Annotated in this window: 21 protein-coding genes; 4 read left to right on the plus strand and 17 right to left on the minus strand. The window is 30.7% G+C overall.

Annotated elements, in window-relative coordinates:
* Positions 1–6: 6 nt before the first annotated feature.
* From M3P09_RS04545 to M3P09_RS04560, 4 genes are read right to left on the minus strand one after another with little or no spacing between them, the layout of a single operon-like run.
* Positions 7–1227, minus strand: coding sequence for an Nramp family divalent metal transporter (locus tag M3P09_RS04545; RefSeq protein WP_249972193.1), 1221 nt, complete (start codon positions 1225–1227; stop codon positions 7–9).
* Positions 1220–1771 (minus strand): RNA polymerase sigma factor, encoded by a 552-nt coding sequence (locus tag M3P09_RS04550; protein ID WP_249972194.1) that lies wholly within the window; start codon positions 1769–1771, stop codon positions 1220–1222. Before M3P09_RS04550 ends, M3P09_RS04545 begins: the two co-directional genes overlap by 8 nt.
* A complete protein-coding gene (locus M3P09_RS04555) occupies positions 1762–2874 on the minus strand; it encodes a glycosyltransferase (protein ID WP_249972195.1) in 1113 nt (370 codons plus the stop codon). The genes M3P09_RS04550 and M3P09_RS04555 overlap by 10 nt, the downstream gene beginning before the upstream one ends.
* A gap of 6 nt (positions 2875–2880) precedes the next feature.
* Complete coding sequence (locus tag M3P09_RS04560) at positions 2881–3084, minus strand: membrane or secreted protein (protein ID WP_099564388.1); 204 nt, start codon at positions 3082–3084, stop codon at positions 2881–2883.
* 134 nt (positions 3085–3218) lie between these two features.
* Between M3P09_RS04560 and aqpZ the strand changes: the two genes are divergently transcribed.
* Positions 3219–3905 carry an aquaporin Z gene (aqpZ, locus tag M3P09_RS04565; protein ID WP_099564387.1) on the plus strand — a complete coding sequence of 229 codons (687 nt, stop codon included), beginning with the start codon at positions 3219–3221 and terminating at the stop codon, positions 3903–3905.
* A gap of 77 nt (positions 3906–3982) precedes the next feature.
* Here the strand turns inward: aqpZ and M3P09_RS04570 are convergent, their stop codons facing one another.
* From M3P09_RS04570 to M3P09_RS04585, 4 genes are all read right to left on the minus strand, one after another.
* The gene (locus tag M3P09_RS04570; protein WP_099564386.1) at positions 3983–4771 is read right to left on the minus strand and encodes an anti-sigma factor; all 789 of its coding nucleotides are present in this window, start codon (positions 4769–4771) and stop codon (positions 3983–3985) included.
* Positions 4772–4782: 11 nt separating this feature from the next.
* Positions 4783–5313, minus strand: coding sequence for an RNA polymerase sigma factor (locus M3P09_RS04575; protein WP_099564385.1), 531 nt, complete (start codon positions 5311–5313; stop codon positions 4783–4785).
* A 69-nt stretch (positions 5314–5382) separates the two neighbouring features.
* Positions 5383–6396, minus strand: coding sequence for a UDP-N-acetylmuramate dehydrogenase (gene murB, locus M3P09_RS04580; RefSeq protein ID WP_249972196.1), 1014 nt, complete (start codon positions 6394–6396; stop codon positions 5383–5385).
* Positions 6397–6400: 4 nt separating this feature from the next.
* Positions 6401–7591, minus strand: a complete 1191-nt coding sequence (locus tag M3P09_RS04585) for a pyridoxal phosphate-dependent aminotransferase (RefSeq protein ID WP_249972197.1) — start codon at positions 7589–7591, stop codon at positions 6401–6403.
* A gap of 124 nt (positions 7592–7715) precedes the next feature.
* Between M3P09_RS04585 and M3P09_RS04590 the strand changes: the two genes are divergently transcribed.
* A complete protein-coding gene (locus M3P09_RS04590) occupies positions 7716–9050 on the plus strand; it encodes an aspartyl protease family protein (protein WP_249972198.1) in 1335 nt (444 codons plus the stop codon).
* A gap of 51 nt (positions 9051–9101) precedes the next feature.
* Here M3P09_RS04590 and M3P09_RS04595 read toward each other — a convergent pair whose 3' ends face one another.
* Positions 9102–9527 (minus strand): DUF1573 domain-containing protein, encoded by a 426-nt coding sequence (locus tag M3P09_RS04595; protein ID WP_099564544.1) that lies wholly within the window; start codon positions 9525–9527, stop codon positions 9102–9104.
* A 242-nt stretch (positions 9528–9769) separates the two neighbouring features.
* On the opposite strand from M3P09_RS04595, the gene M3P09_RS04600 reads away from it, so the two are divergent.
* Positions 9770–12400, plus strand: a complete 2631-nt coding sequence (locus M3P09_RS04600) for a valine--tRNA ligase (protein WP_249972199.1) — start codon at positions 9770–9772, stop codon at positions 12398–12400.
* Positions 12401–12506: 106 nt separating this feature from the next.
* Here the strand turns inward: M3P09_RS04600 and M3P09_RS04605 are convergent, their stop codons facing one another.
* From M3P09_RS04605 to rsfS, 7 genes are all read right to left on the minus strand, one after another.
* On the minus strand, positions 12507–13628 hold the full coding sequence (locus M3P09_RS04605) for an SGNH/GDSL hydrolase family protein (RefSeq protein ID WP_249972200.1): 1122 nt from the start codon (positions 13626–13628) through the stop codon (positions 12507–12509).
* Between the two features lie 153 nt (positions 13629–13781).
* Entirely contained in the window at positions 13782–14048 is a 267-nt protein-coding gene (locus tag M3P09_RS04610; protein WP_099564379.1) for an acyl-CoA-binding protein, read from the minus strand.
* Positions 14041–14697 carry a phosphatidylserine decarboxylase family protein gene (locus M3P09_RS04615; protein WP_249972201.1) on the minus strand — a complete coding sequence of 219 codons (657 nt, stop codon included), beginning with the start codon at positions 14695–14697 and terminating at the stop codon, positions 14041–14043. Before M3P09_RS04615 ends, M3P09_RS04610 begins: the two co-directional genes overlap by 8 nt.
* Positions 14687–15508, minus strand: coding sequence for a phosphatidate cytidylyltransferase (locus M3P09_RS04620; protein ID WP_099564377.1), 822 nt, complete (start codon positions 15506–15508; stop codon positions 14687–14689). Before M3P09_RS04620 ends, M3P09_RS04615 begins: the two co-directional genes overlap by 11 nt.
* Positions 15509–16117 carry an LUD domain-containing protein gene (locus M3P09_RS04625; RefSeq protein WP_099564376.1) on the minus strand — a complete coding sequence of 203 codons (609 nt, stop codon included), beginning with the start codon at positions 16115–16117 and terminating at the stop codon, positions 15509–15511.
* Between the two features lie 117 nt (positions 16118–16234).
* Positions 16235–18187 (minus strand): ATP-dependent zinc metalloprotease FtsH, encoded by a 1953-nt coding sequence (ftsH, locus tag M3P09_RS04630; protein WP_249972202.1) that lies wholly within the window; start codon positions 18185–18187, stop codon positions 16235–16237.
* Positions 18188–18196: 9 nt separating this feature from the next.
* Positions 18197–18568: a ribosome silencing factor gene (gene rsfS, locus M3P09_RS04635; protein WP_099564374.1), complete on the minus strand. Its 372-nt coding sequence runs from the start codon at positions 18566–18568 to the stop codon at positions 18197–18199.
* A 93-nt stretch (positions 18569–18661) separates the two neighbouring features.
* Between rsfS and M3P09_RS04640 the strand changes: the two genes are divergently transcribed.
* On the plus strand, positions 18662–19390 hold the full coding sequence (locus tag M3P09_RS04640) for a biotin--[acetyl-CoA-carboxylase] ligase (protein ID WP_249972203.1): 729 nt from the start codon (positions 18662–18664) through the stop codon (positions 19388–19390).
* On the opposite strand, the gene M3P09_RS04645 is transcribed toward M3P09_RS04640, so the two are convergent.
* Positions 19387–19782 (minus strand): SRPBCC family protein, encoded by a 396-nt coding sequence (locus M3P09_RS04645; protein WP_249972204.1) that lies wholly within the window; start codon positions 19780–19782, stop codon positions 19387–19389. The genes M3P09_RS04640 and M3P09_RS04645 overlap by 4 nt on opposite strands.
* Positions 19783–19790: the final 8 nt, after the last annotated feature.

The raw sequence follows: 19790 nt of genomic DNA on the forward strand, positions 1-19790 counted from the left end.
ATAACTTTATAAAGTAGTTAGAAACCAAACACTAAAACCTATTAAAAATGTAATTCCTAACCAACTTAAAATATGCATTAGTTTAGATGGTTGCCATGCTTTTGGAGTGTGTTTACTAGAAACTAAAATATAATTTACTATAGCAAAGAATGGTGCTGTTAAAAATGATAGTATAGTAGCTATTTTAATAAGTAAACCCATTTCTGAAGCTAAAAAAATAAAAATACCTATAGTACCAATTGATAATAATCCAATCCAAAAAGTATAATTAAATTTTGAGGCTTTATTAAATAGCAATTTTGTTGTTTTAGCCATGGCTCTTGGAGTAGCATCTAGTGTTGTTAAAGTAGTGCTAAACATAGTTGTAAAAGCAGCAATACCAATAATTATATATGCCCAACTCCAATTACCTAAACTAGTTTTGTACATGTTTATTAATTGACTAGAAAATTTACCTGCTGAATTACTAAAAGATTCTCCGCTGTTAAACATCACTAAAGCGCCTAATAGTAAAAAACCAATACCTAATACAATAGTACTAATATAGCCAACATTAAAATCAAATATTGCAGTTTTAGGATTAAATGCTTTAAGGTTTTTTTTCTTTTCTACAACCCAAAGAGAGTTAATTACAGAAATATCTAATGGCGCTGGCATCCAACCCATAAAGGCTATTAAAAATGCAATTTCTACACTATTATCTGGAAGTATTTGGTTAAAACTAACTGGTTCTGTATTATTAATTACTGCTAAACTTACTGCTAATACTGTAGTAATGGTTAATACTATAATTATAACCTTCATAAGGTTATCTAATAATTTATATTTTCCAACAATGAGTAGGGTTAAACAAATAATTATAATAATAACTGTCCATAGTTCAATACTAATAAAATCTCCAAATAGAGACGAGGCTAAACCTGCAGTCACAATGGTTACAGCAGTTTGAATTGTAAACATTGTTGCAAAAGTTATAATATAGTAAATAACTAAAACACCCTTTCCTAATTTTTTGTAACCATCTAAAAGGCTTTCTCCAGTAGCTGACGCATACCTTGGTCCAAATTGAAAAAATGGATATTTAAATAAATTTATTAATAGTAATGCCCATAATAGGCCCAAACCAAAATCTGCACCTGCGCGAGTAGATTGTACTAAATGTGAAACACCAATGGCAGCACCTGCAAATAGTAATCCTGGACCAAGATTTTTTAACTTGCTAATCATTAGCCTCATTAATAATTTCAGCCAATAGTTTTTTGGCGCGTAAAAGCTTTACTTTAACATTGTTTATAGGCTCTTTTAATTCTGCTGAAATTTCTTTGTAACTTAATTCTTGAAAATATCTTAAGTTTATAACTTCTTGATAATGAGATTTTAATTGTTTAATATCTCGAAGTAGTTTAGCTAAATGTTGTTCGGTAATAAGTTTGTCTTCAGGAGAAGGAGATTCATCTAAAACTTGAAATGCATCTCTATCATCTTTTGATATAACTTGGGAAATAGAATTTTTTTCTTTTCTCAGTAAATCAATATGAATATTTTTTGAAATGGTAATTAACCAAGTTTTAAACTTGTATGCATCATTAAAAGTTTCAATTTTGTCAAAAGCTCTTGAAAATGTTTGGATGGTTATATCTTCGGCATCATTTTCATTTTGAGTACGTTTTAGTTGAAAACCATAAACGTTATCCCAAAATACATCCAATAAATAATTAAATGCTTTTTGATCGTTTTTTTTGGCACGCTTAATTGCTTCCTCTATTTCCAATGGTTAGGTTTTGAAATAAGATTATTTATAAAGATAGTTAATTGTGCAATAATTAAAAATATTTCTAAAAAAGGAAGAAAGAATATTAAATCTTTTTCATCTAATTTTTTAGCAGAAAGTCCAATTACCACTGTTTGGATGATTAATCGTATTAAAAATATAAAAATTACAATTTGCCATTTAAATTGAATAACAAATAATGTTATAGCTAAAAACCAAAACAGAAAGTTTAAAACATAAATTAAAGTTAATAAGATTTTATGCTTTAACTTATAAAATTTAGCTGTTGAAATGTGTCGCCTTTTTTGTTTAAACCATTTCTTAAATGTTTTTTCAGCAATAGATTTTGTGAAACTATCTTTTGAAAAACAAATTTGAATGTTACTTTTATTAGCAGTTTCATTTACAAACAAATCATCATCGCCAGAACGAATTTTCATATGGCTCATAAACCCTCGCGCGTTAAAAAACTCAGCTTTGGTATATGCTAAATTTCTACCAACACCCATATATGGTATGCCTATTCTGGCAAACGAAAAGTATTGAACAGCAGTAATTAAGGTTTCAAAACGAATAATTTTATTTAGTAGAGAGTTTTTAATTTTTGAATAAGCTCCGTAACCTAAAACAATGGTTTTATTAGTTGTGAAGTGAGAACACATTTCGGTAATCCAATACTTTGAAACGGGTTTGCAATCGGCATCAGTAAATAATAAATGATTGTATTTTGCAGCCTTTATGCCAAGCGTTATGGCATATTTTTTATTACCCCAAAAGGCTTCATTGTTTTTAACGTCTACTATCTTTATGTTAGAATGCTGTGATGAAAAAGCCTCCATAACTTCAAGCGTGCCATCATGTGAAGCGTCATTAATCAGTACTATTTCAAAGTTTGAATAATCTTGAGATATAATTGAAGGTAAAAACTGTTTTAGATTCTCTGCTTCATTTTTTGCACAGATAATAACAGAAACATCTAACTTTTTTGGTGATTTATGTTTTTGATTAAAAAAAGAAAATTGCCCTAAAAAAAATAAATAATAGATAACTTGAAAAAAAACTACAACAATAAATGTGTAGAAAATATAATCAAGTAAACCCATAAATGATTAGGAATGTTGAGGTTCGTTACAGTCTTTATATTGATCAGGTGTTTTTCCGCAAAAACCACAAGCTTCACCATCTTTATTTAACATAGGGTTTTGGCTTGCGCAAGTTCCAGCAAATTTGCCGTCTTTTTTTGCCCAAATTTTAATAGCAATTCCAGCAATTCCTAGCCCTAATAAAACTATGGTAATTAAAAGAAGTTTCATGTGTGTAAATGATTTGGTGCAAAGATAATGCTTTTAAACCTAATTATTAAAGCGTTTAATGTGACATTATTACTTTTTAGTGTCTAACCATTAATTTGTATATTAAACATCTAACCAATTAAAATTATTTAATTATGAAAAAATTATTTGCAGAGTTTTTTGGAACTTTTTGGCTTGTTTTTGGAGGTTGTGGTAGTGCTGTTTTTGCAGCAGGTTTTCCTGATCTTGGAATTGGGTTTGTAGGCGTAGCATTGGCTTTTGGACTTACAGTTTTAACTATGGCTTATGCTGTTGGACATATTTCTGGCGGACATTTTAACCCAGCAGTTTCTCTAGGTTTGTGGGCTGGCGGTAAATTCGAAGCTAAAAATTTAGTAGGCTATATAGTAGCTCAATTAATTGGAGCTGTTGTTGCAGCCGGAGCTTTATATTTAATATTAACTAATAAAGCAGATTTTGTAAGTATTGGTGGTTTTGCTGCTAATGGTTATGGCGATTTATCACCAGATGGTTATTCGATGACAGCTGCATTAATTGCCGAATTTTTATTAACCGCATTTTTCTTATTAATAATTTTAGGAAGTACTAACGCAAGAGCGCCTAAAGGTTTCGCACCAATAGCTATTGGATTGGGTTTAACTTTAATTCATTTGATAAGTATTCCTATTACAAATACATCGGTAAACCCAGCACGTTCTACAAGTCAAGCATTATTTGCAGGGGGCGAATTTACTAGTCAACTTTGGCTATTCTGGGTTGCACCAATAGCAGGAGCAATTGTTGCAGGTTTTATTCATAAAGCTTTATTTGATAAAGAATAAACTAAGAATTATTATAACACAAAGAAAGCCTCATTTTATTTAAATAAAATGAGGCTTTTGGAATTAATATATTAATACTATTGTAAGCTTATTTGTGCCACAGAGTTTTCAACTGATGCAATATTATTACCGCCTTTAGGCTCAATTGTAATTTTTAAAGCCAAAGCATCTTCAGTATAAGGAAGAGATTTAAGCTGTCTGTCTGCTTCACTTAAAATACCTAGGCTTACCATTTTACCTTGCAGTTCTGCCCATATTTGGTAGCATTGCTCTTCTGGTAATTGAGGTAATGATACAACATCAATCATAGATGTTTTTTCTTTAGGATTTATGTAAGCAACTGTTTTTAAGTCTTTAGCACGTTCGTTCCCTTTAATAATGTATTTTTCGGTTTCAGGATTGTTAAGCTTTAAAAGTTGTCGCATTACATTATCGAGCATCTTATTGTTTTGCGCAATATCACTACGTAAATCAAAAATTTCATCGACAACAACTTGGTTCTCTTCTGTAAGCTTTTGATTTTGGGCATAAAACAAATATGATGTTCCAGCAAAAATTAAAGCCGCAATACTAGCAGCAACACTAAATTTATACCACTTCTTGTATTTGTATGACGTTTTTAATTTAACAACTGGTTGTTCATCAAGTTCTTCTAAAATATTATTTAAAACATTTTTAGGTGCTTCAACCGCATTACTTTTTGCAACAATTTCTAAGTTGTATTGTAATGTGTTATATGTATTCTGTACTTCTGGGTATCTTGAAATATAAGTTTCAACCATTTCTGTTTCTGCAGAAGTAGTTTCACCTAGTAGATATTTTTCTAATAGGCCAGAATTTAAAAAAGTAGTTATTTTCTCATTCATGACGTTATTTATTAAGGATTATAAATTTTTTTCAATTCACGTAATCCAATTTTTAATCTCGATTTTATTGTTCCTAACGGAATATCCAATTCTTCGCTGGCTTCTTGTTGTGTCATGCCCTCAAAAAAGAGCGCATTAATTACTATTTGATATTTTTCATCTAAGGTATTTAGATGCTTTTTTATATCTAATACATCCTGATTTAATTCTCCAGATGATACTTTATATACGGAAGAAGTCTCCATTTGGACTTCTTTTTCTGTTTTTTTCTTTAATGATCGTACTTTGTCTATAGAAGTATTATAAGCGATTCTATACAGCCAAGTAAACAGTTTAGCTTTACTGGAGTCATATTTTTTTGAATACCTCCATACTTTTACAAAGGTTTCTTGTAGCACATCTTGAGCAGTATTTTCGTCTGTAATTACTTTTTTAATAACACCGTATAAAGCATCAGCATAGTTTTCATACAATAAGGTTATGGCTTTTTTGTCGCCATTTTCAAGTAGATTTACAATGTCTTTTTCTATGGTTGAAATCAAGATAAATTTGGTTTAAACAATGTGTTTATATGATTACTAATAATTTCAAAGTTAGAAATTTCTTTTAGATTATAAGATATTTACTTCGGCTTCTATTGAAATATCGAAGAGCCTTTTTATTGTTTTCTGAATTAATTTTGAAAGATTTAAAATGTCTATTCCTTTAGCACCTCCATAGTTTACTAGTACTAAGGCTTGGTTTTTATGTACACCATAATTACCAAAACGTTTACCTTTAAAACCTGCTTTTTCAATAAGCCAGCCTGCAGGAATTTTTATTTCATTATCAGAAACAGTATAGCTTGGCATATCTGAAAACTTTTCAATTAGGGTATTGTAATGTGATTTTGAAATAATTGGGTTTTTAAAAAAGCTACCACTATTACCAATTTCTTTAGGGTTTGGTAATTTGCTTTCTCGAATAGCAATAACTGCTCTTGAAACGTCTTTTATGGTAGGGTTATTAATTTGCATTTGCTCTAGATGGGAGGAAATGCTACCATAGTTAATATTTAATTTATGAGGTTTTTTGCTAAGTTTAAAAGTAACATTAGTAATAATATATTTGCCCTTTTTATCTTGCTTAAAAGTTGAATTTCTATAGCCAAAATCACAATCTGATTTTGAAAATGATTCTATTTTATTGGTTTTTAAAGAAAGTGCTTCGCACGAAACAAAAGTATCTTTTAGTTCTACACCATAAGCACCAATATTTTGAATGGGTGCAGTGCCAACATTTCCAGGGATTAATGATAAGTTTTCAAGACCTCCAAGGTTGTGTTTTAAGCACCAAAGTACAAATTCATGCCAATTTTCACCAGCGTTAGCTTTTACTATTGCAAAATGATCATCTTCAGAAACTATAGTAACTCCTTTTAAATTAATATGAATGACTAATGCATCTTGGTTTTTGGTAAGTAACATATTGCTACCTCCACCCAAAATAAGTTTATCAGGATAGGCCTTTAACGTTAAAATGTTTTTCAATTCACCAATACTAGAAACTGATACAAAGTGTTTTGCTAGTACGTCTATACCAAAAGTATTGTAGGGTTTTAAAGATATATTTTGTTTTATATGCACTAGTTTAATCTGTATAAACTTTTAAAGCTTCTTTAATAATGTTTACCGCTTTTACTAAGCTTTCTTTTTTAAGTACGTAAGCAATACGTATTTGGTTTAAACCAACCCCTGGAGTTGAGTAAAATCCACCAGCTGGAGCTACCATAACTGTTTCTCCATCAACATCAAAATGCTCTAACAACCATTGTGCAAAATCATCCGAATTTTTAACAGGTAGTTCTACAATGCAATAAAAAGCACCTTTAGGTTTTGCAACTTTAACGCCTTCAATTTTTTGTAATTCATTAATTAAAATGTTTCTTCTATCAACATATTCTTCAATAACATCGTCAAAGTAGCTTTGTGGTGTGTCTAATGCTGCTTCGCTAGCTATTTGAGCTAATGTTGGCGGGCTTAAACGCGCTTGAGCAAATTTTAATGCCGTTTGAATTAAAGACTTGTTTTTTGACACCAAGCAGCCTATTCTTGCTCCACACATGCTGTATCGTTTTGAAACAGAATCTATCATAATGGCATTATCATCTAATCCAGCTTCTTGCATAATAGAGTAATGTGTGTTACCATCGTAAGCAAATTCGCGATACACTTCATCAGCAATTAAGAATAAATCGTGCTTTTTAACTATAGCTGCCAATTTTTGAATTTCTTCTTTAGAGTATAAATACCCAGTTGGATTCCCTGGATTGCATATTAAAATTGCTTTAGTTTTTGATGTAATAAGTTTTTCGAATGCTTCAATAGGAGGTAACGCAAAATTATCTTCTATCTTAGAAATTACTGGAACAACTTTTACGCCAGATGCCGTTGAAAAACCATTATAGTTAGCATAAAATGGCTCTGGAATAATAATTTCATCATCAACATCCATTATACTCCCAAAGGCAAATAGTAAAGCTTCACTTCCACCAGTTGTTACAATAATATCATCATGATTTACATTTATATCATGCTTTTTATAGTATGCCGAAATTTTTTGCCTATAAACCTCTGATCCTTCGGATCTAGAATACGCTAAAACATCAATATTACTATTTTTAATAGCTTGTAATGCTACTTTTGGCGTTTTAATATCGGGCTGACCTATATTTAAATAATATATAGATTTTCCATTTTTAACAGCCTGTTCTGCATAGGGAACCAATTTTCTAATTGGAGATTGAGGCATTAATTGCCCTTTTTCTGATATTGTTGGCATTTAAAAGTATTTTAAAGTACAAAGTTGAGAAAATTATCTTAAAGTTTTTTTAAAAAACGACTATAAATGTTAAAGCTATAATAAAGATTAGTAAATTGATGAGAGAAATATTTTGCGCGTCTATATGAAAAAAGCTTTAGCTCTTATTTTGTTGTTTTTTTGTTTGAGTAATTTTAGTTACTCACAAGGAAAATTTGTTGTTCAGAACAAAAAGAGATCAGATAAAATTAGGTTTAAGTTTATTAATAATTTAATTATAATTCCTGTTGAGATTAATGGAGTTGAACTATCTTTTTTGTTGGATACAGGAGTGAGCAAGCCAATCATTTTCAACTTTTTAAACGTTTCAGATACCTTAAAAATTAAAGATACTGAAAAAATATACTTAAGAGGTCTAGGTGAAGGAGAGTCCGTTGAAGCTTTAAGATCTAAAAATAACGTTTTTAGAATAGGAGATGCAATTAAGTTAAATCAAGATTTATATGCTGTATACGATACTAACCTAAATTTTGCGCCAAGATTAGGGGTTCCGGTTCACGGGATTTTAGGCTTTGATTTGTTTAAAGATCTTGTCGTAGAAATGAATTATTCTCATAAATATATAAGACTAACTGAATCTGAAAAATACCGCTATAAAGATTGTAAAAAATGCGAACGATTTAATTTAGAGTTTTATAATAATAAGCCTTATATCAATAGTAAAGTTAAAATTAAAAATAAGCAAATTCCTGTAAAATTATTGATTGATTCTGGAGGTAGTGATGCTTTATGGTTATTTGAAGATGATACATTAGGAATTGTTTCAAATAAAAAATATTTTGAAGATTTTTTAGGGCATGGGCTTAGTGGAAGTGTATATGGTAAGCGCTCTAAAATTGATGAGTTTTCTTTAAAAAGTTTTGTGCTTAAAAGGGCAAATGTTGCCTACCCAGATTCAACATCCATTTCTCATGCAAGAAAATTTAAAGGGCGTAATGGGAGTTTAGCTGGTAATATTTTAAAGCGATTTAATGTTATAATGGACTATAGAAATGCTTTAGTGACATTTAAAAAGAATGGATACTATCATGAAAAATTCAGTTATAATAAGAGCGGTATAGAACTAGCACATAACGGTGTTAGATTTGTAAAAGAGAGAGAGAATTATATTTCAGATAATAACTTGAGTAATGAAACTAATCAAAATGGAACAAAAATTGTTTTTGATGCACGTTATAAGTTTTCATTAAAACCAGCATACGAGATTGTAGAGCTAAGGATAGATTCTCCAGCTTATAGAGCTGGATTAAAAAATGGAGATGTAGTATTATCAATTAATGGTAAGCCAGCTCATCATTACACTTTGCAAGAAATAATGTATATGTTTTATGATGATGATGGTAAAAGAATAAGATTGAAAGTAGATAGAGATGATGTTATTTTAAATTATACGTTTCAATTAGAAGATTTTTTTAAATAAAAAAATCCAAGCATTAATGCTTGGATTCAATTTTATAAGCTTTTTAAAGTATTATTGTTCTATAACACTTTTCTTTTTCTTGTCTAATACACTTTCCTTACTAGAATCTACAACAAGACCTTTAATTTTTAAGGCAACTGTTGGAGTTTCAGCATTAGAAATAACAGTAATAGTTTTTCTTATAGGATTTACTCTTTTAGTATCATATTTAACTTCTATTTTACCAGTTGCACCAGGTAATATTGGCCCTTCTGGTTTTTTAGGTATGGTACAACCACAGCTAGATGATACTTTAGAAATTATAAGAGGAGCTTCACCTGTATTTGTAAATTCAAAAACACGTACGCCATTAGATCCTTTTTCAATAGTTCCGTAATCAATAGTTTCTGATTTAAACTCTATTTTTGCTACCTTGTCTTGAGCGTTTACAGAGAAACTAATCAGTCCGATAAATAAAATTGTAATTAATTGTTTCATTACTTTTACTTTTAAATTCTGGTCAAACATACTTACTTTTTCCACAATCTACAAAAATATTAGATGTAATGCACGTATGTTAACATATTCAACTTAGTTATATGTACGTATTACTTTTCTGCTTTTTTCTAAAAAAGGGCTAAACCATTAATATTAACCTTTAATCAATCAATATTATAACTTTCACAGAAAAAGAAATATAAGTACTTTTGCACTTCAATATTCAAAAACTATTCCAAAGTATGCAAATTCCATCAAAATATGATGCAAGTCAGGTAGAAGATAAATGGTACGATTACTGGATGAAACAAAACTATTTTCATTCAGAACCAGATGAAAGAGAGCCGTATACTATAGTAATTCCACCTCCAAATGTTACAGGTGTTTTACATATGGGACATATGCTGAATAATACAATTCAAGATGTATTAATACGTCGTGCGCGTTTACAAGGAAAAAACGCTTGCTGGGTTCCTGGTACAGACCATGCATCTATTGCTACCGAGGCTAAAGTAGTGGCAAAGCTAAAAGAGCACGGTATTAATAAAAATGATTTATCTCGTGATGAGTTTTTAAAACATGCTTGGGATTGGACGCACGAATATGGAGGTGTTATTTTAGAGCAACTTAAAAAACTGGGTTGTTCCTGTGATTGGGATAGAACAAAATTTACCATGGATGACGACATGAGTGAATCTGTTATTAAGGTTTTTGTTGATTTATATGAAAAAGGCTTGATTTATAGAGGATACCGAATGGTAAATTGGGATCCTGAGGCAAAAACTACATTGTCAGACGAAGAGGTGAATCATATTGAGCGTACTGACAAATTGTACTATGTTAAATATAGAATTGAAGGAGAAGATGGGTTTGTAACCATTGCAACTACCCGTCCTGAGACTATTTTAGGGGATACAGCTGTTTGCATAAATCCTAATGATGAACGTTTTACAGATTTAAAAGGTAAAAATGCAATTGTACCAATCTGTAATCGAATTATTCCAATTATTGAAGACGATTATGTTGATATTGAATTTGGTACAGGTTGTCTTAAAGTTACACCTGCACATGATGTTAACGATAAAGAAATTGGAGACAGGCACAATCTTGAAATTATAGATATACTTAACGAAGATGCGTCATTAAATAGCTACGGATTACATCATGAAGGGAAAGATAGAGTAGTTGCAAGAAAAGATGTGGCAAAGGAGTTAGAGAATATGGGTATTTTGGTAAAAACTGAAGATATAACTCATAAAGTTGGTACAAGTGAGCGTACACATGCAGTAATTGAACCTAGATTAAGTGATCAGTGGTTTTTAAAAATGGAAGAGTTAGCAAAACCAGCTTTAAAATCGGTTTTAGAAGATAGAGATATTAGGTTGTTTCCTAAAAAGTTTGAAAACACCTATCGCCATTGGATGGAAAATGTTCGCGATTGGAATATTTCTCGTCAGTTATTATGGGGACAACAAATTCCAGCTTACTATTACGGAGAAGGCAAAAATGATTTTGTAGTTGCAGAAACAATAGAGCAAGCTCTGGAAAAAGCCAAAGAAAAAACTAATAACACTATACTAACAAATAATGACTTACGCCAGGAGACAGATGCATTAGATACTTGGTTTTCATCTTGGTTATGGCCAATGAGTGTGTTTGATGGGATTAGAAACCCCGAAAACGAAGATATAAAATACTATTACCCAACTAACGATTTGGTTACCGGACCAGATATTTTATTCTTTTGGGTAGCTAGAATGATTGTTGCTGGTTATGAGTATAAAAATGAAAAACCTTTCGAAAATGTTTATTTAACAGGATTAGTACGTGATAAACAGCGTAGAAAAATGAGTAAATCGTTAGGGAACTCTCCTGATGCTTTAAAACTTATTGAAACCTACGGAGCCGATGGTGTTCGTGTTGGTTTATTGTTGAGTAGTGCAGCAGGAAACGATTTAATGTTTGATGAAGCCTTATGTAATCAAGGGAAAGGTTTTGCTAATAAAGTATGGAATGCATTCAGGTTAATAAATGGTTGGGAAGTATCTGATATAAATCAACCAGAATCCTCTAAAACTGCAATAGATTGGTTTGAAGCTAAGTTTCAAAAAGCATTAACAGAGATTGAAGATCATTTTAGTAAATATAGGCTAAGTGATGCTTTAATGGCTATGTATAAGTTAATTTATGATGATTTTTGCGGATGGTTTTTAGAAATGATAAAACCAGCATATCAGCAACCTATTGATAAGAAAACTTACGATGCAGCAATTTCTATTTTAGAGAATAATTTAAAAATATTACATCCATTCATGCCATTTTTAACTGAAGAAATTTGGCAGCATATTACAGAAAGAACCCCAAAAGAAGCATTAATTGTAGCACAATGGCCAGAAAGTAAAAGGGTAAATAATACATTAATTTCTGAGTTTGATTTTGCTTCTGAAGTAATTTCTGGTATTCGAACTATTAGAAAACAGAAAAACATTGCCTTTAAAGACCCTATTGGGTTTTCGGTAATTAATAATGAAAAATCTAGTAAAACGTTTGATGCCATTATAGCCAAATTAGGTAACCTAGAAGTTGTTGATTATGTTTCTGAAGCTGTTGAAGGTGCTTTAACATTTAGAGTAAAATCAAATGAATATTTTGTGCCAATGGCTGGAAATATTGATGTTGAAGCTGAAGTTAAAAAGCTGACGGAAGAGTTAAATTATACTGAAGGGTTTTTAAAATCTGTACAAAAGAAACTCTCAAATGAGCGATTCGTTGCAGGTGCACCAGAGCAAGTAGTAGCAAGTGAAAAGAAAAAAGAAGCAGATGCTTTAGCTAAAATTGAAACTTTAAAAACGAGCTTAGCGAGTTTAAATTAGGTTATTCTGTCGAAATTTGCTTAAGTGGAGGTATACGCAGATTTACTTATAACTTAGTATGTTTTCTTATTATTACTTAAAACAGCTAAGGGTTTAATAATGCATTTTACTCTTTTTCTTTAGTTATAAGGCCAAATTGAACAAATTTGTCTATTAGAAAATCGGCATACCTCATGAAGCCTAAATCGGTAAAGTGTACTCCGTCTACAGTTCCTTCATGGTCTATTCCTGTAGCATTTTCACTACTTATATAAAAAATATGTTTAAAACTGCTTTTAATCATTTTTTCGTATTCAATTTTTAAAGCTTTATTCTTTTCATCAATCAAAGTCTTCTCCTTTTTATCTAGAGCTAATGATTCATATAAAAAATTTTCAACAAAAATAATTGGAGTTTCGGGCTGTTTCTCTTTAATTGTTTTTACTAAGGGAATGGTTCTGTTTATTACTTGCTCAGTTGTCATGTTTGGTAAGCATTCAATAACATAAAATAGGGGATTAAATTCCGCAATTAAGTTATTAATTGGTTGTTCCATTTTTCCGTTTCCACTAAAACCAAAGTTTATACAATCAATATTTAATTTTCTGGAAATAATATTGGTATGTGCCATACCAGGACGAGATGCACACCCCCCTTGAGTAATGCTGGTTCCGTAAAAAACTATAGACCTATCATTCTTTTTTAATGGTTTCTTAATAACACTTGTTGAATCAATTCCTATTTCAATATTCTCAACGCCATCATAAAGAGGTAAGTACATTTTAAATTCTCTCATTTCGTCAGGCATATTTTCTATAAGCATATATTCATTTTCAATACCAATTGGCCTTGCTGTATTAAGGTATTGCCAGCTTCCCATATTATTAAAATATAAATCAACACCTTTAATTCCAGTTTCAGCCATGTGATTCATTACGTTGTTATTTATAACTTTCCATTTCACACTAATACTAGTGGAATTTGAAAGAAACCTAATTGACATTCCTGCTGAAGCTTTAGACAATTTCCATACAGGTTTTCGAACAATCTCTTTATATGAAAACGGTAACCTGTCATATCTGTTTTCTTTAAGAGAATCAGCAATTTTAGTGCCTTCTAGTATAAAAAAATCTGCACCATGATAAACGGTAGTAGTTTTTTGCTCTTGAGAATTACAGAAGGTAAGAGGGCTTAGAAACAAAGTCATAAAAAAATATTGAAATACTGCTTTGTGCTTTTTTACTGCCATAATTATTTGTCTGTCATTTTAAAGCCTAATTTCGTTTGTTATGGTATTTAAGAAGCGTAATTTAAAATTTAATATCCACTGAATGAGCTATATATGTTATTAAACGAAGTTAATAGTTTTTTTACCAAGCCAAATAAGTAGAGTAACAAAAAATTATTTCCTATATAAAAAGTAATTAGTTACCAAGTTTATATACTCTTGCTTAGCTTCGTCTTCGGTAATGTTTTCTGTTTGGAATAAAGCATTGGTTTTGAATGCATTAATTATAGGTTTTTTGCTTCGTGGTTTCCCATAATCGTTAGTTGCTCTTTTGTAATAGGCATAAAGTTTTAATAATACATCAGCAGGAAAAGGCTCTGTATGTGCGTTAACTCGATTTACCGCATCTTGAAACTCTATGTCTAATTCATCATTACTCATTAACTTCTGCAATAATACTTTCGCCACCACGTACTTTTTGGTTTAGCTCTACTTTTATTTTGGTATTTAATGGTAAAAATAAATCTACCCTCGACCCAAACTTTATAAACCCTGAATCTCCACCTTGTGTAGCTTTATCGTTTTGTTTTGCATAGTTAACAATACGTTTCGCTAAGGCTCCAGCAATTTGCCTGTATAACACTTTTCCGTACGTTTCGTTTTCTAAAACTACTGTTGTCCGTTCGTTTTCTTCGCTTGCTTTAGGGTGCCATGCCACTAAATATTTACCTGAGTGGTATTTACTAAAAATAACATTACCGCTAATTGGGTAACGTGTTACATGAACATTTATTGGAGACATAAATACACTTACTTGTAGGCGCTTTTCTTTAAAGTATTCTTTTTCAAAAACTTCCTCAATAACAACAACTTTGCCATCAACAGGAGAAAGTACTTGTTTATTATTTAAAACGGTATGACGTTTAGGGTTTCTAAAAAACTGAAGAATTAATATTAAGAAAGCCAGTAATGCAATCAAAATAAGTGTTCGTAGCCATTGAATACTTATAAAGCTGTCTACTAGTAAAAATGATGCAACAATTATAACAAGTGTTACGAATATAATTTTATAACCTTCTTTATGAAACATATTGTAAAATTCTTAAAAATAAATATATAAATGGTGCTGCAAAAATAATACTATCTAATCTATCTAGTAATCCGCCATGCCCTGGCATAATAATGCCACTGTCCTTTACTTGAGCTTGCCTTTTAAATTTCGACTCAATTAAATCGCCTATCGTTCCAAAAACACTAATAATAATGCTTAAAATCAACCAATTAGTAAAGTTTAATGTTTCTGTAAAGGTAGCAATAAAATAGCTTGCAATACAGGAAAAGAATAAGCCACCTAAGAAGCCTTCAACAGTTTTTTTTGGAGAAATTTTTTCGAATAGCTTTTGCTTTCCAAAGTTTTTACCAACTAAATAAGCAAACGAATCGTTTACCCAAACTAAAATAAAAGAGCCTAGTAATATATTTGGATTATAAGTGTGATGGTAGTTTGCTATTAATATTAAAAATACAAAAGCACTAGAAATATAAAAGGTTGTAAGAATAAATCGCTTAGAACTAAACAAAGGAATGGTTTTTTCTGAAAACAAATCTTTTATTAAAAAAAGTTCTACAAAAATGGTGATTACCATTAAAATTTGTGTGGCTTCATCCAAACCTTTATTGGTGTTTAAAACTAATTGCCAATAGCCAAAAACCATATAGAGTACAATAAATATAAAGTAGGGAACAATACTTTTTAACTGAATAAGTTTTTGAAATTCGCCAATAGAGATTAGTCCAAAAACAAAAAATAGAATAATTAAGGCATGCTCGTTAAATAAGCAGCCGATTAATAGTAAAACGTAAATCAAACCAGATAAGGCTCGTATTAAAGTTTCCTTCATCTATAAATCTTCTAAAAGGAGTAGGTATAGGTTTTTTGCACTACTGCCATAACTTAAAAAATCTTTGTCATCATCAGATTTAAAATGTTTTATAGCGGTAATATTTGTTGGAATTTTTTGTCTGTTTTTAGATTTAATACCACGTAAACCTTCTCCAATATTTTCAACAATTTGACTTGTAGTAGCAAAAACAATAAAGTTTATTGGCAGTTCTGGAAGTTTCTTCTCGTATATTTGTTTTGATGAAATAAGTAAAGAACCGTCGTTAGCAATTAAGTTTTCGCAGGTGGTTAAGAAAAAGGTAGAGTCACTAATTTTTGTGGTGGTTTGTAAATTAGAGTTTTTAAATTTTTCTTTTAAATTCTCATCTAGGAGAAGAGTTTTTTTATCATTCCACTTGTTTTCATCAATGATATTACCTAAGTTTTGGAAGATTTCATTCAAATCTTCGCAATACAAAAACTTACCGCCATTAGCTTTAAAGTTTATGGTAAACCTTTCGTCTATTGGTAGTTTTATTTCGGGCATATATTTGCCTCTATCATTGGATTTTAGCTCTTGCTGCGAACTGTCAGACTTTGAACCAAAAATTTTTCTAAAAAGACTCATTTAGATTGTTGCTATTAACTCAATTTTCATGGGTTTTATCAAATATAAAAAATCTTAAATTAACCATAGGCTTAATTTAAGATTTTTACTAAAAGCTTAACAAAATTTGTTATGAATTTATTCTTCTTCTTCGGTAATCTTTCCTTTTTCTGCTTCTTCAGAGTTACTTTTTTCAAAAGGACGTTTACCAAATATCTTTTCAAGATTATCTTTAAAAATAACTTCTTTCTCAAGAAGAACTTCAGCAAGCTCTGTTAATTTGTCTTTATTTTCTTCAAGTAATTTTAAAGCACGTTGGTATTGCTCTTCGATAATTGCAGAAATTTCTTTATCAATTAATTCTGCAGTTTGTTCACTATAAGGTTTTGAAAAACCGTACTCACTTTGACCTGAAGAATCGTAATACGTTAAATTACCAATTTTATCACTAAGCCCATAAACTGTAACCATAGCTCTAGCTTGTTTGGTTACCTTTTCTAAATCACTTAAAGCACCAGTAGAAATTTTGTTAAAAATTACTTTTTCTGCTGCACGACCACCAAGAGCTGCACACATCTCGTCTAGCATTTGTTCAGGACGAACAATTAAACGCTCTTCGGGTAAATACCAAGCAGCACCTAGAGATCTTCCACGAGGAACAATTGTGACTTTAACTAGAGGAGCTGCATGTTCTAACATCCAACTTGTAACTGCATGACCAGCTTCATGAAAAGCAACTGCTCGCTTTTCGCTAGGTGTTATGATTTTATTTTTCTTTTCTAAGCCACCAATAATTCTATCAACAGCATCTAAAAAGTCTTGTTTATCTACTGCTTTTTTTCCATTTCTGGCAGCAATTAAAGCAGCTTCGTTACAAACGTTTGCAATATCAGCACCAGAAAATCCTGGTGTTTGTTTTGATAAAAAATCTAAATCTAAATTCTTAGCTTTTTTAAGAGGCCTTAAGTGAACTTCAAAAATTTCTTTACGCTCTCTGACATCAGGAAGATCAACAAAAATTTGTCTATCAAAACGACCTGCACGCATAAGTGCTTTATCTAAAATATCTGCTCTATTGGTTGCAGCAATAACTATTACATTAGTATTAGTTCCAAAACCATCCATTTCTGTTAGAAGTTGATTTAGTGTGTTTTCACGTTCATCATTACTACCAGACATTGCGTTTTTACCTCTAGCACGACCAATGGCATCAATCTCATCAATAAATATAATTGAAGGTGATTTTTCTTTGGCTTGTTTGAATAAATCACGTACACGTGATGCACCAACACCTACAAACATCTCAACAAAATCTGAACCTGATAAAGAAAAGAAAGGTACTTTAGCCTCACCGGCAACAGCTTTTGCTAGTAAGGTTTTACCTGTTCCTGGAGGGCCTACAAGTAGAGCCCCTTTTGGTATTTTTCCACCTAGTGTTGTGTATTTTTCTGGGAATTTAAGAAAGTCTACAATTTCTTGAACTTCCTCTTTAGCCCCTTCTAAACCTGCAACATCTTTAAAGCTCGTTTTAACTTCAGTGTTTTGATCGAATAATTTTGCTTTAGATTTTCCTATGTTAAAGATTTGGCCACCTGCACCTCCACCTGCGCCTCCAGACATACGACGCATAATAAATATCCAAACACCAATTAATAGAATAAAAGGTAAAATACCTAATAGAAAATCTCCCCAAACGTTTTCTTTAGTATCCCAACTAAGAATATCATATTTGTTAATGGCTTTTAAATCATTTTCAAAATTTTGAAGATCACCAATTTCAAATTTGTAATTAGGTAGCTTAGTTGCCGAAGGAATAAAAGTTTTTGGCTTAGAGCTTTTATGAATCTCTTTTTCTTGGGCTTCTTTTGTTAAGTATACTTGAGCAATACGCCTATTTATAATTTCTACTTTTTCAACATCATTATCTTCAGCATATTTAAAAAATTCAGAAGGTGTTATAGTTCCACCATCTTGATAACTACCACTGCTAAATAATTGAAACCCTAAAAATATTGCTAATACAATACCGTAAATCCAATACGGGCTAAACTTAGGTTTTTTTTCTTTTATATTTTTTTTGTCGTTTGCCATTTGTTTCTTTTAGTAACTAGTTTCTATTACTGTTGTTTTTGCATCACCCCAAAGACTTTCAATATCATAATATTCTCGAATATGTTTTTGAAACACATGTACAACAACATTAACATAGTCTATTAATACCCATTCGGCATTATCTAAACCTTCGGTATGCCAAGGATTATCTTTAAGTTCTTTGCTTACCTTTTTTTGTATCGAATTGACTATGGCGTTTACTTGAGTGTTTGAAGTTCCTTCACAAATTATAAAGTAATCACAAACCGTATTTTCAATATCTCTTAAATCTAGAATACTAATCTCTTTACCTTTAACATCTTCAATGCCATTTATTATTACAGATATTAATTGGTCTGGGCTTATTTTTTCTTTCGCCATTAATTTTATTTAATTTGTGCAAAGTTATTATTTTTTTAGTTCTTTATACTTTAAAATAATCATAAGATTTTAAAGGTTTAAAATAACTTGTAAATGCGTATAATCAAACTTAATGCCATCGATTCTACAAATTCTTTTTTAAAAGAGATGATTTGTAATGAAACCGTGGCCGATTATACCATTGTTGTTGCAGAACATCAAACTAATGGCCGTGGCCAAATGGGGACTAATTGGGACTCGGACAAGGGGAGAAACCTTATGTTTAGCTTATTTAAAGATTTGAGTATACATGTTGTTGAATTTCCTTTTTACATTAGCATGGCTATTTCTTTGGCTATTTTAAAGGCTTTAAAAACATTAAATATTCCTGATTTGCATATTAAATGGCCTAACGACATTTTGTCAGCAGACAAGAAGATTTGTGGAATTTTGATTGAAAATGTCATAAAAAACAAGCTTAACTCTACAATAATTGGAATTGGGATTAATGTTAACCAAACAGAATTTATTAACCTCCCTAGAGCATCGTCTTTAAAAAACATAACTGGGGTTCATTATAATTTAGATGAGATTTTGCGAAGCATTATAAAACATACTAAATCATATTCTAATCTTTTACAACAAGGCAAATATGATGCTGTTAAAAATGAATATGAAGCCAATTTATTTAGAAAAAATAAACCTTCAACTTTTAAGAATGTTGAAGGAGATTTATTTTCTGGTTTTATAATAGGTGTTACCAAATATGGTAAGCTGCAAGTGCTTTTAGAAGATGAAATTGTTAAAAAATTTGACCTAAAAGAAATTACTTTAATGTACTAAATAGCATTTGGAATACTTGTGGCAAGGGTTTCAATAAATTTACTAATAGGCCCTTTAATCATCATAGCCATCATAGGGTTAAAGTCGCCAGTAAATTCTAATTGTACTTCGCTAGAGCCATTTTCGGTTTCAGTAATATTTCCAATTAGAGAAAAATCTAATTTACCACCAGCAGCTCCTAGTGTAATTTTATTAGGTGCCACGGCTTCTTTCTTTTTAAGTATTATTTCTGGCATACCTTTTAAAGCAAAAAGAAACTTATCATTCTCTAAAACTTCAAATTTACTTATGTTTTCGGGCATTAATGTTTCAAAATTTTTAACATCAGATAAAAAATCAAATACTTCTTGAGGTGATTTACTAACGCTAATTTTAGGTGATTCTAAATTCATAATTAATT

Source organism: Jejuia spongiicola, assembly GCF_023502325.1.
GTDB lineage: Bacteria > Bacteroidota > Bacteroidia > Flavobacteriales > Flavobacteriaceae > Wocania_A > Wocania_A spongiicola.

Coding starts and splice junctions, on each gene's coding strand:
- M3P09_RS04545 (WP_249972193.1), bottom strand. CDS start 1,227: ATGATTAGCAAGTTAAAAAATCTTGGTCCAGGATTACTATTTGCAGGT.
- M3P09_RS04555 (WP_249972195.1), bottom strand. CDS start 2,874: ATGGGTTTACTTGATTATATTTTCTACACATTTATTGTTGTAGTTTTT.
- M3P09_RS04560 (WP_099564388.1), bottom strand. CDS start 3,084: ATGAAACTTCTTTTAATTACCATAGTTTTATTAGGGCTAGGAATTGCT.
- aqpZ (WP_099564387.1), top strand. CDS start 3,219: ATGAAAAAATTATTTGCAGAGTTTTTTGGAACTTTTTGGCTTGTTTTT.
- M3P09_RS04570 (WP_099564386.1), bottom strand. CDS start 4,771: ATGAATGAGAAAATAACTACTTTTTTAAATTCTGGCCTATTAGAAAAA.
- M3P09_RS04585 (WP_249972197.1), bottom strand. CDS start 7,591: ATGCCAACAATATCAGAAAAAGGGCAATTAATGCCTCAATCTCCAATT.
- M3P09_RS04590 (WP_249972198.1), top strand. CDS start 7,716: ATGAAAAAAGCTTTAGCTCTTATTTTGTTGTTTTTTTGTTTGAGTAAT.
- M3P09_RS04595 (WP_099564544.1), bottom strand. CDS start 9,527: ATGAAACAATTAATTACAATTTTATTTATCGGACTGATTAGTTTCTCT.
- M3P09_RS04600 (WP_249972199.1), top strand. CDS start 9,770: ATGCAAATTCCATCAAAATATGATGCAAGTCAGGTAGAAGATAAATGG.
- M3P09_RS04605 (WP_249972200.1), bottom strand. CDS start 13,628: ATGGCAGTAAAAAAGCACAAAGCAGTATTTCAATATTTTTTTATGACT.
- M3P09_RS04610 (WP_099564379.1), bottom strand. CDS start 14,048: ATGAGTAATGATGAATTAGACATAGAGTTTCAAGATGCGGTAAATCGA.
- M3P09_RS04615 (WP_249972201.1), bottom strand. CDS start 14,697: ATGTTTCATAAAGAAGGTTATAAAATTATATTCGTAACACTTGTTATA.
- M3P09_RS04620 (WP_099564377.1), bottom strand. CDS start 15,508: ATGAAGGAAACTTTAATACGAGCCTTATCTGGTTTGATTTACGTTTTA.
- M3P09_RS04625 (WP_099564376.1), bottom strand. CDS start 16,117: ATGAGTCTTTTTAGAAAAATTTTTGGTTCAAAGTCTGACAGTTCGCAG.
- ftsH (WP_249972202.1), bottom strand. CDS start 18,187: ATGGCAAACGACAAAAAAAATATAAAAGAAAAAAAACCTAAGTTTAGC.
- rsfS (WP_099564374.1), bottom strand. CDS start 18,568: ATGGCGAAAGAAAAAATAAGCCCAGACCAATTAATATCTGTAATAATA.
- M3P09_RS04640 (WP_249972203.1), top strand. CDS start 18,662: ATGCGTATAATCAAACTTAATGCCATCGATTCTACAAATTCTTTTTTA.
- M3P09_RS04645 (WP_249972204.1), bottom strand. CDS start 19,782: ATGAATTTAGAATCACCTAAAATTAGCGTTAGTAAATCACCTCAAGAA.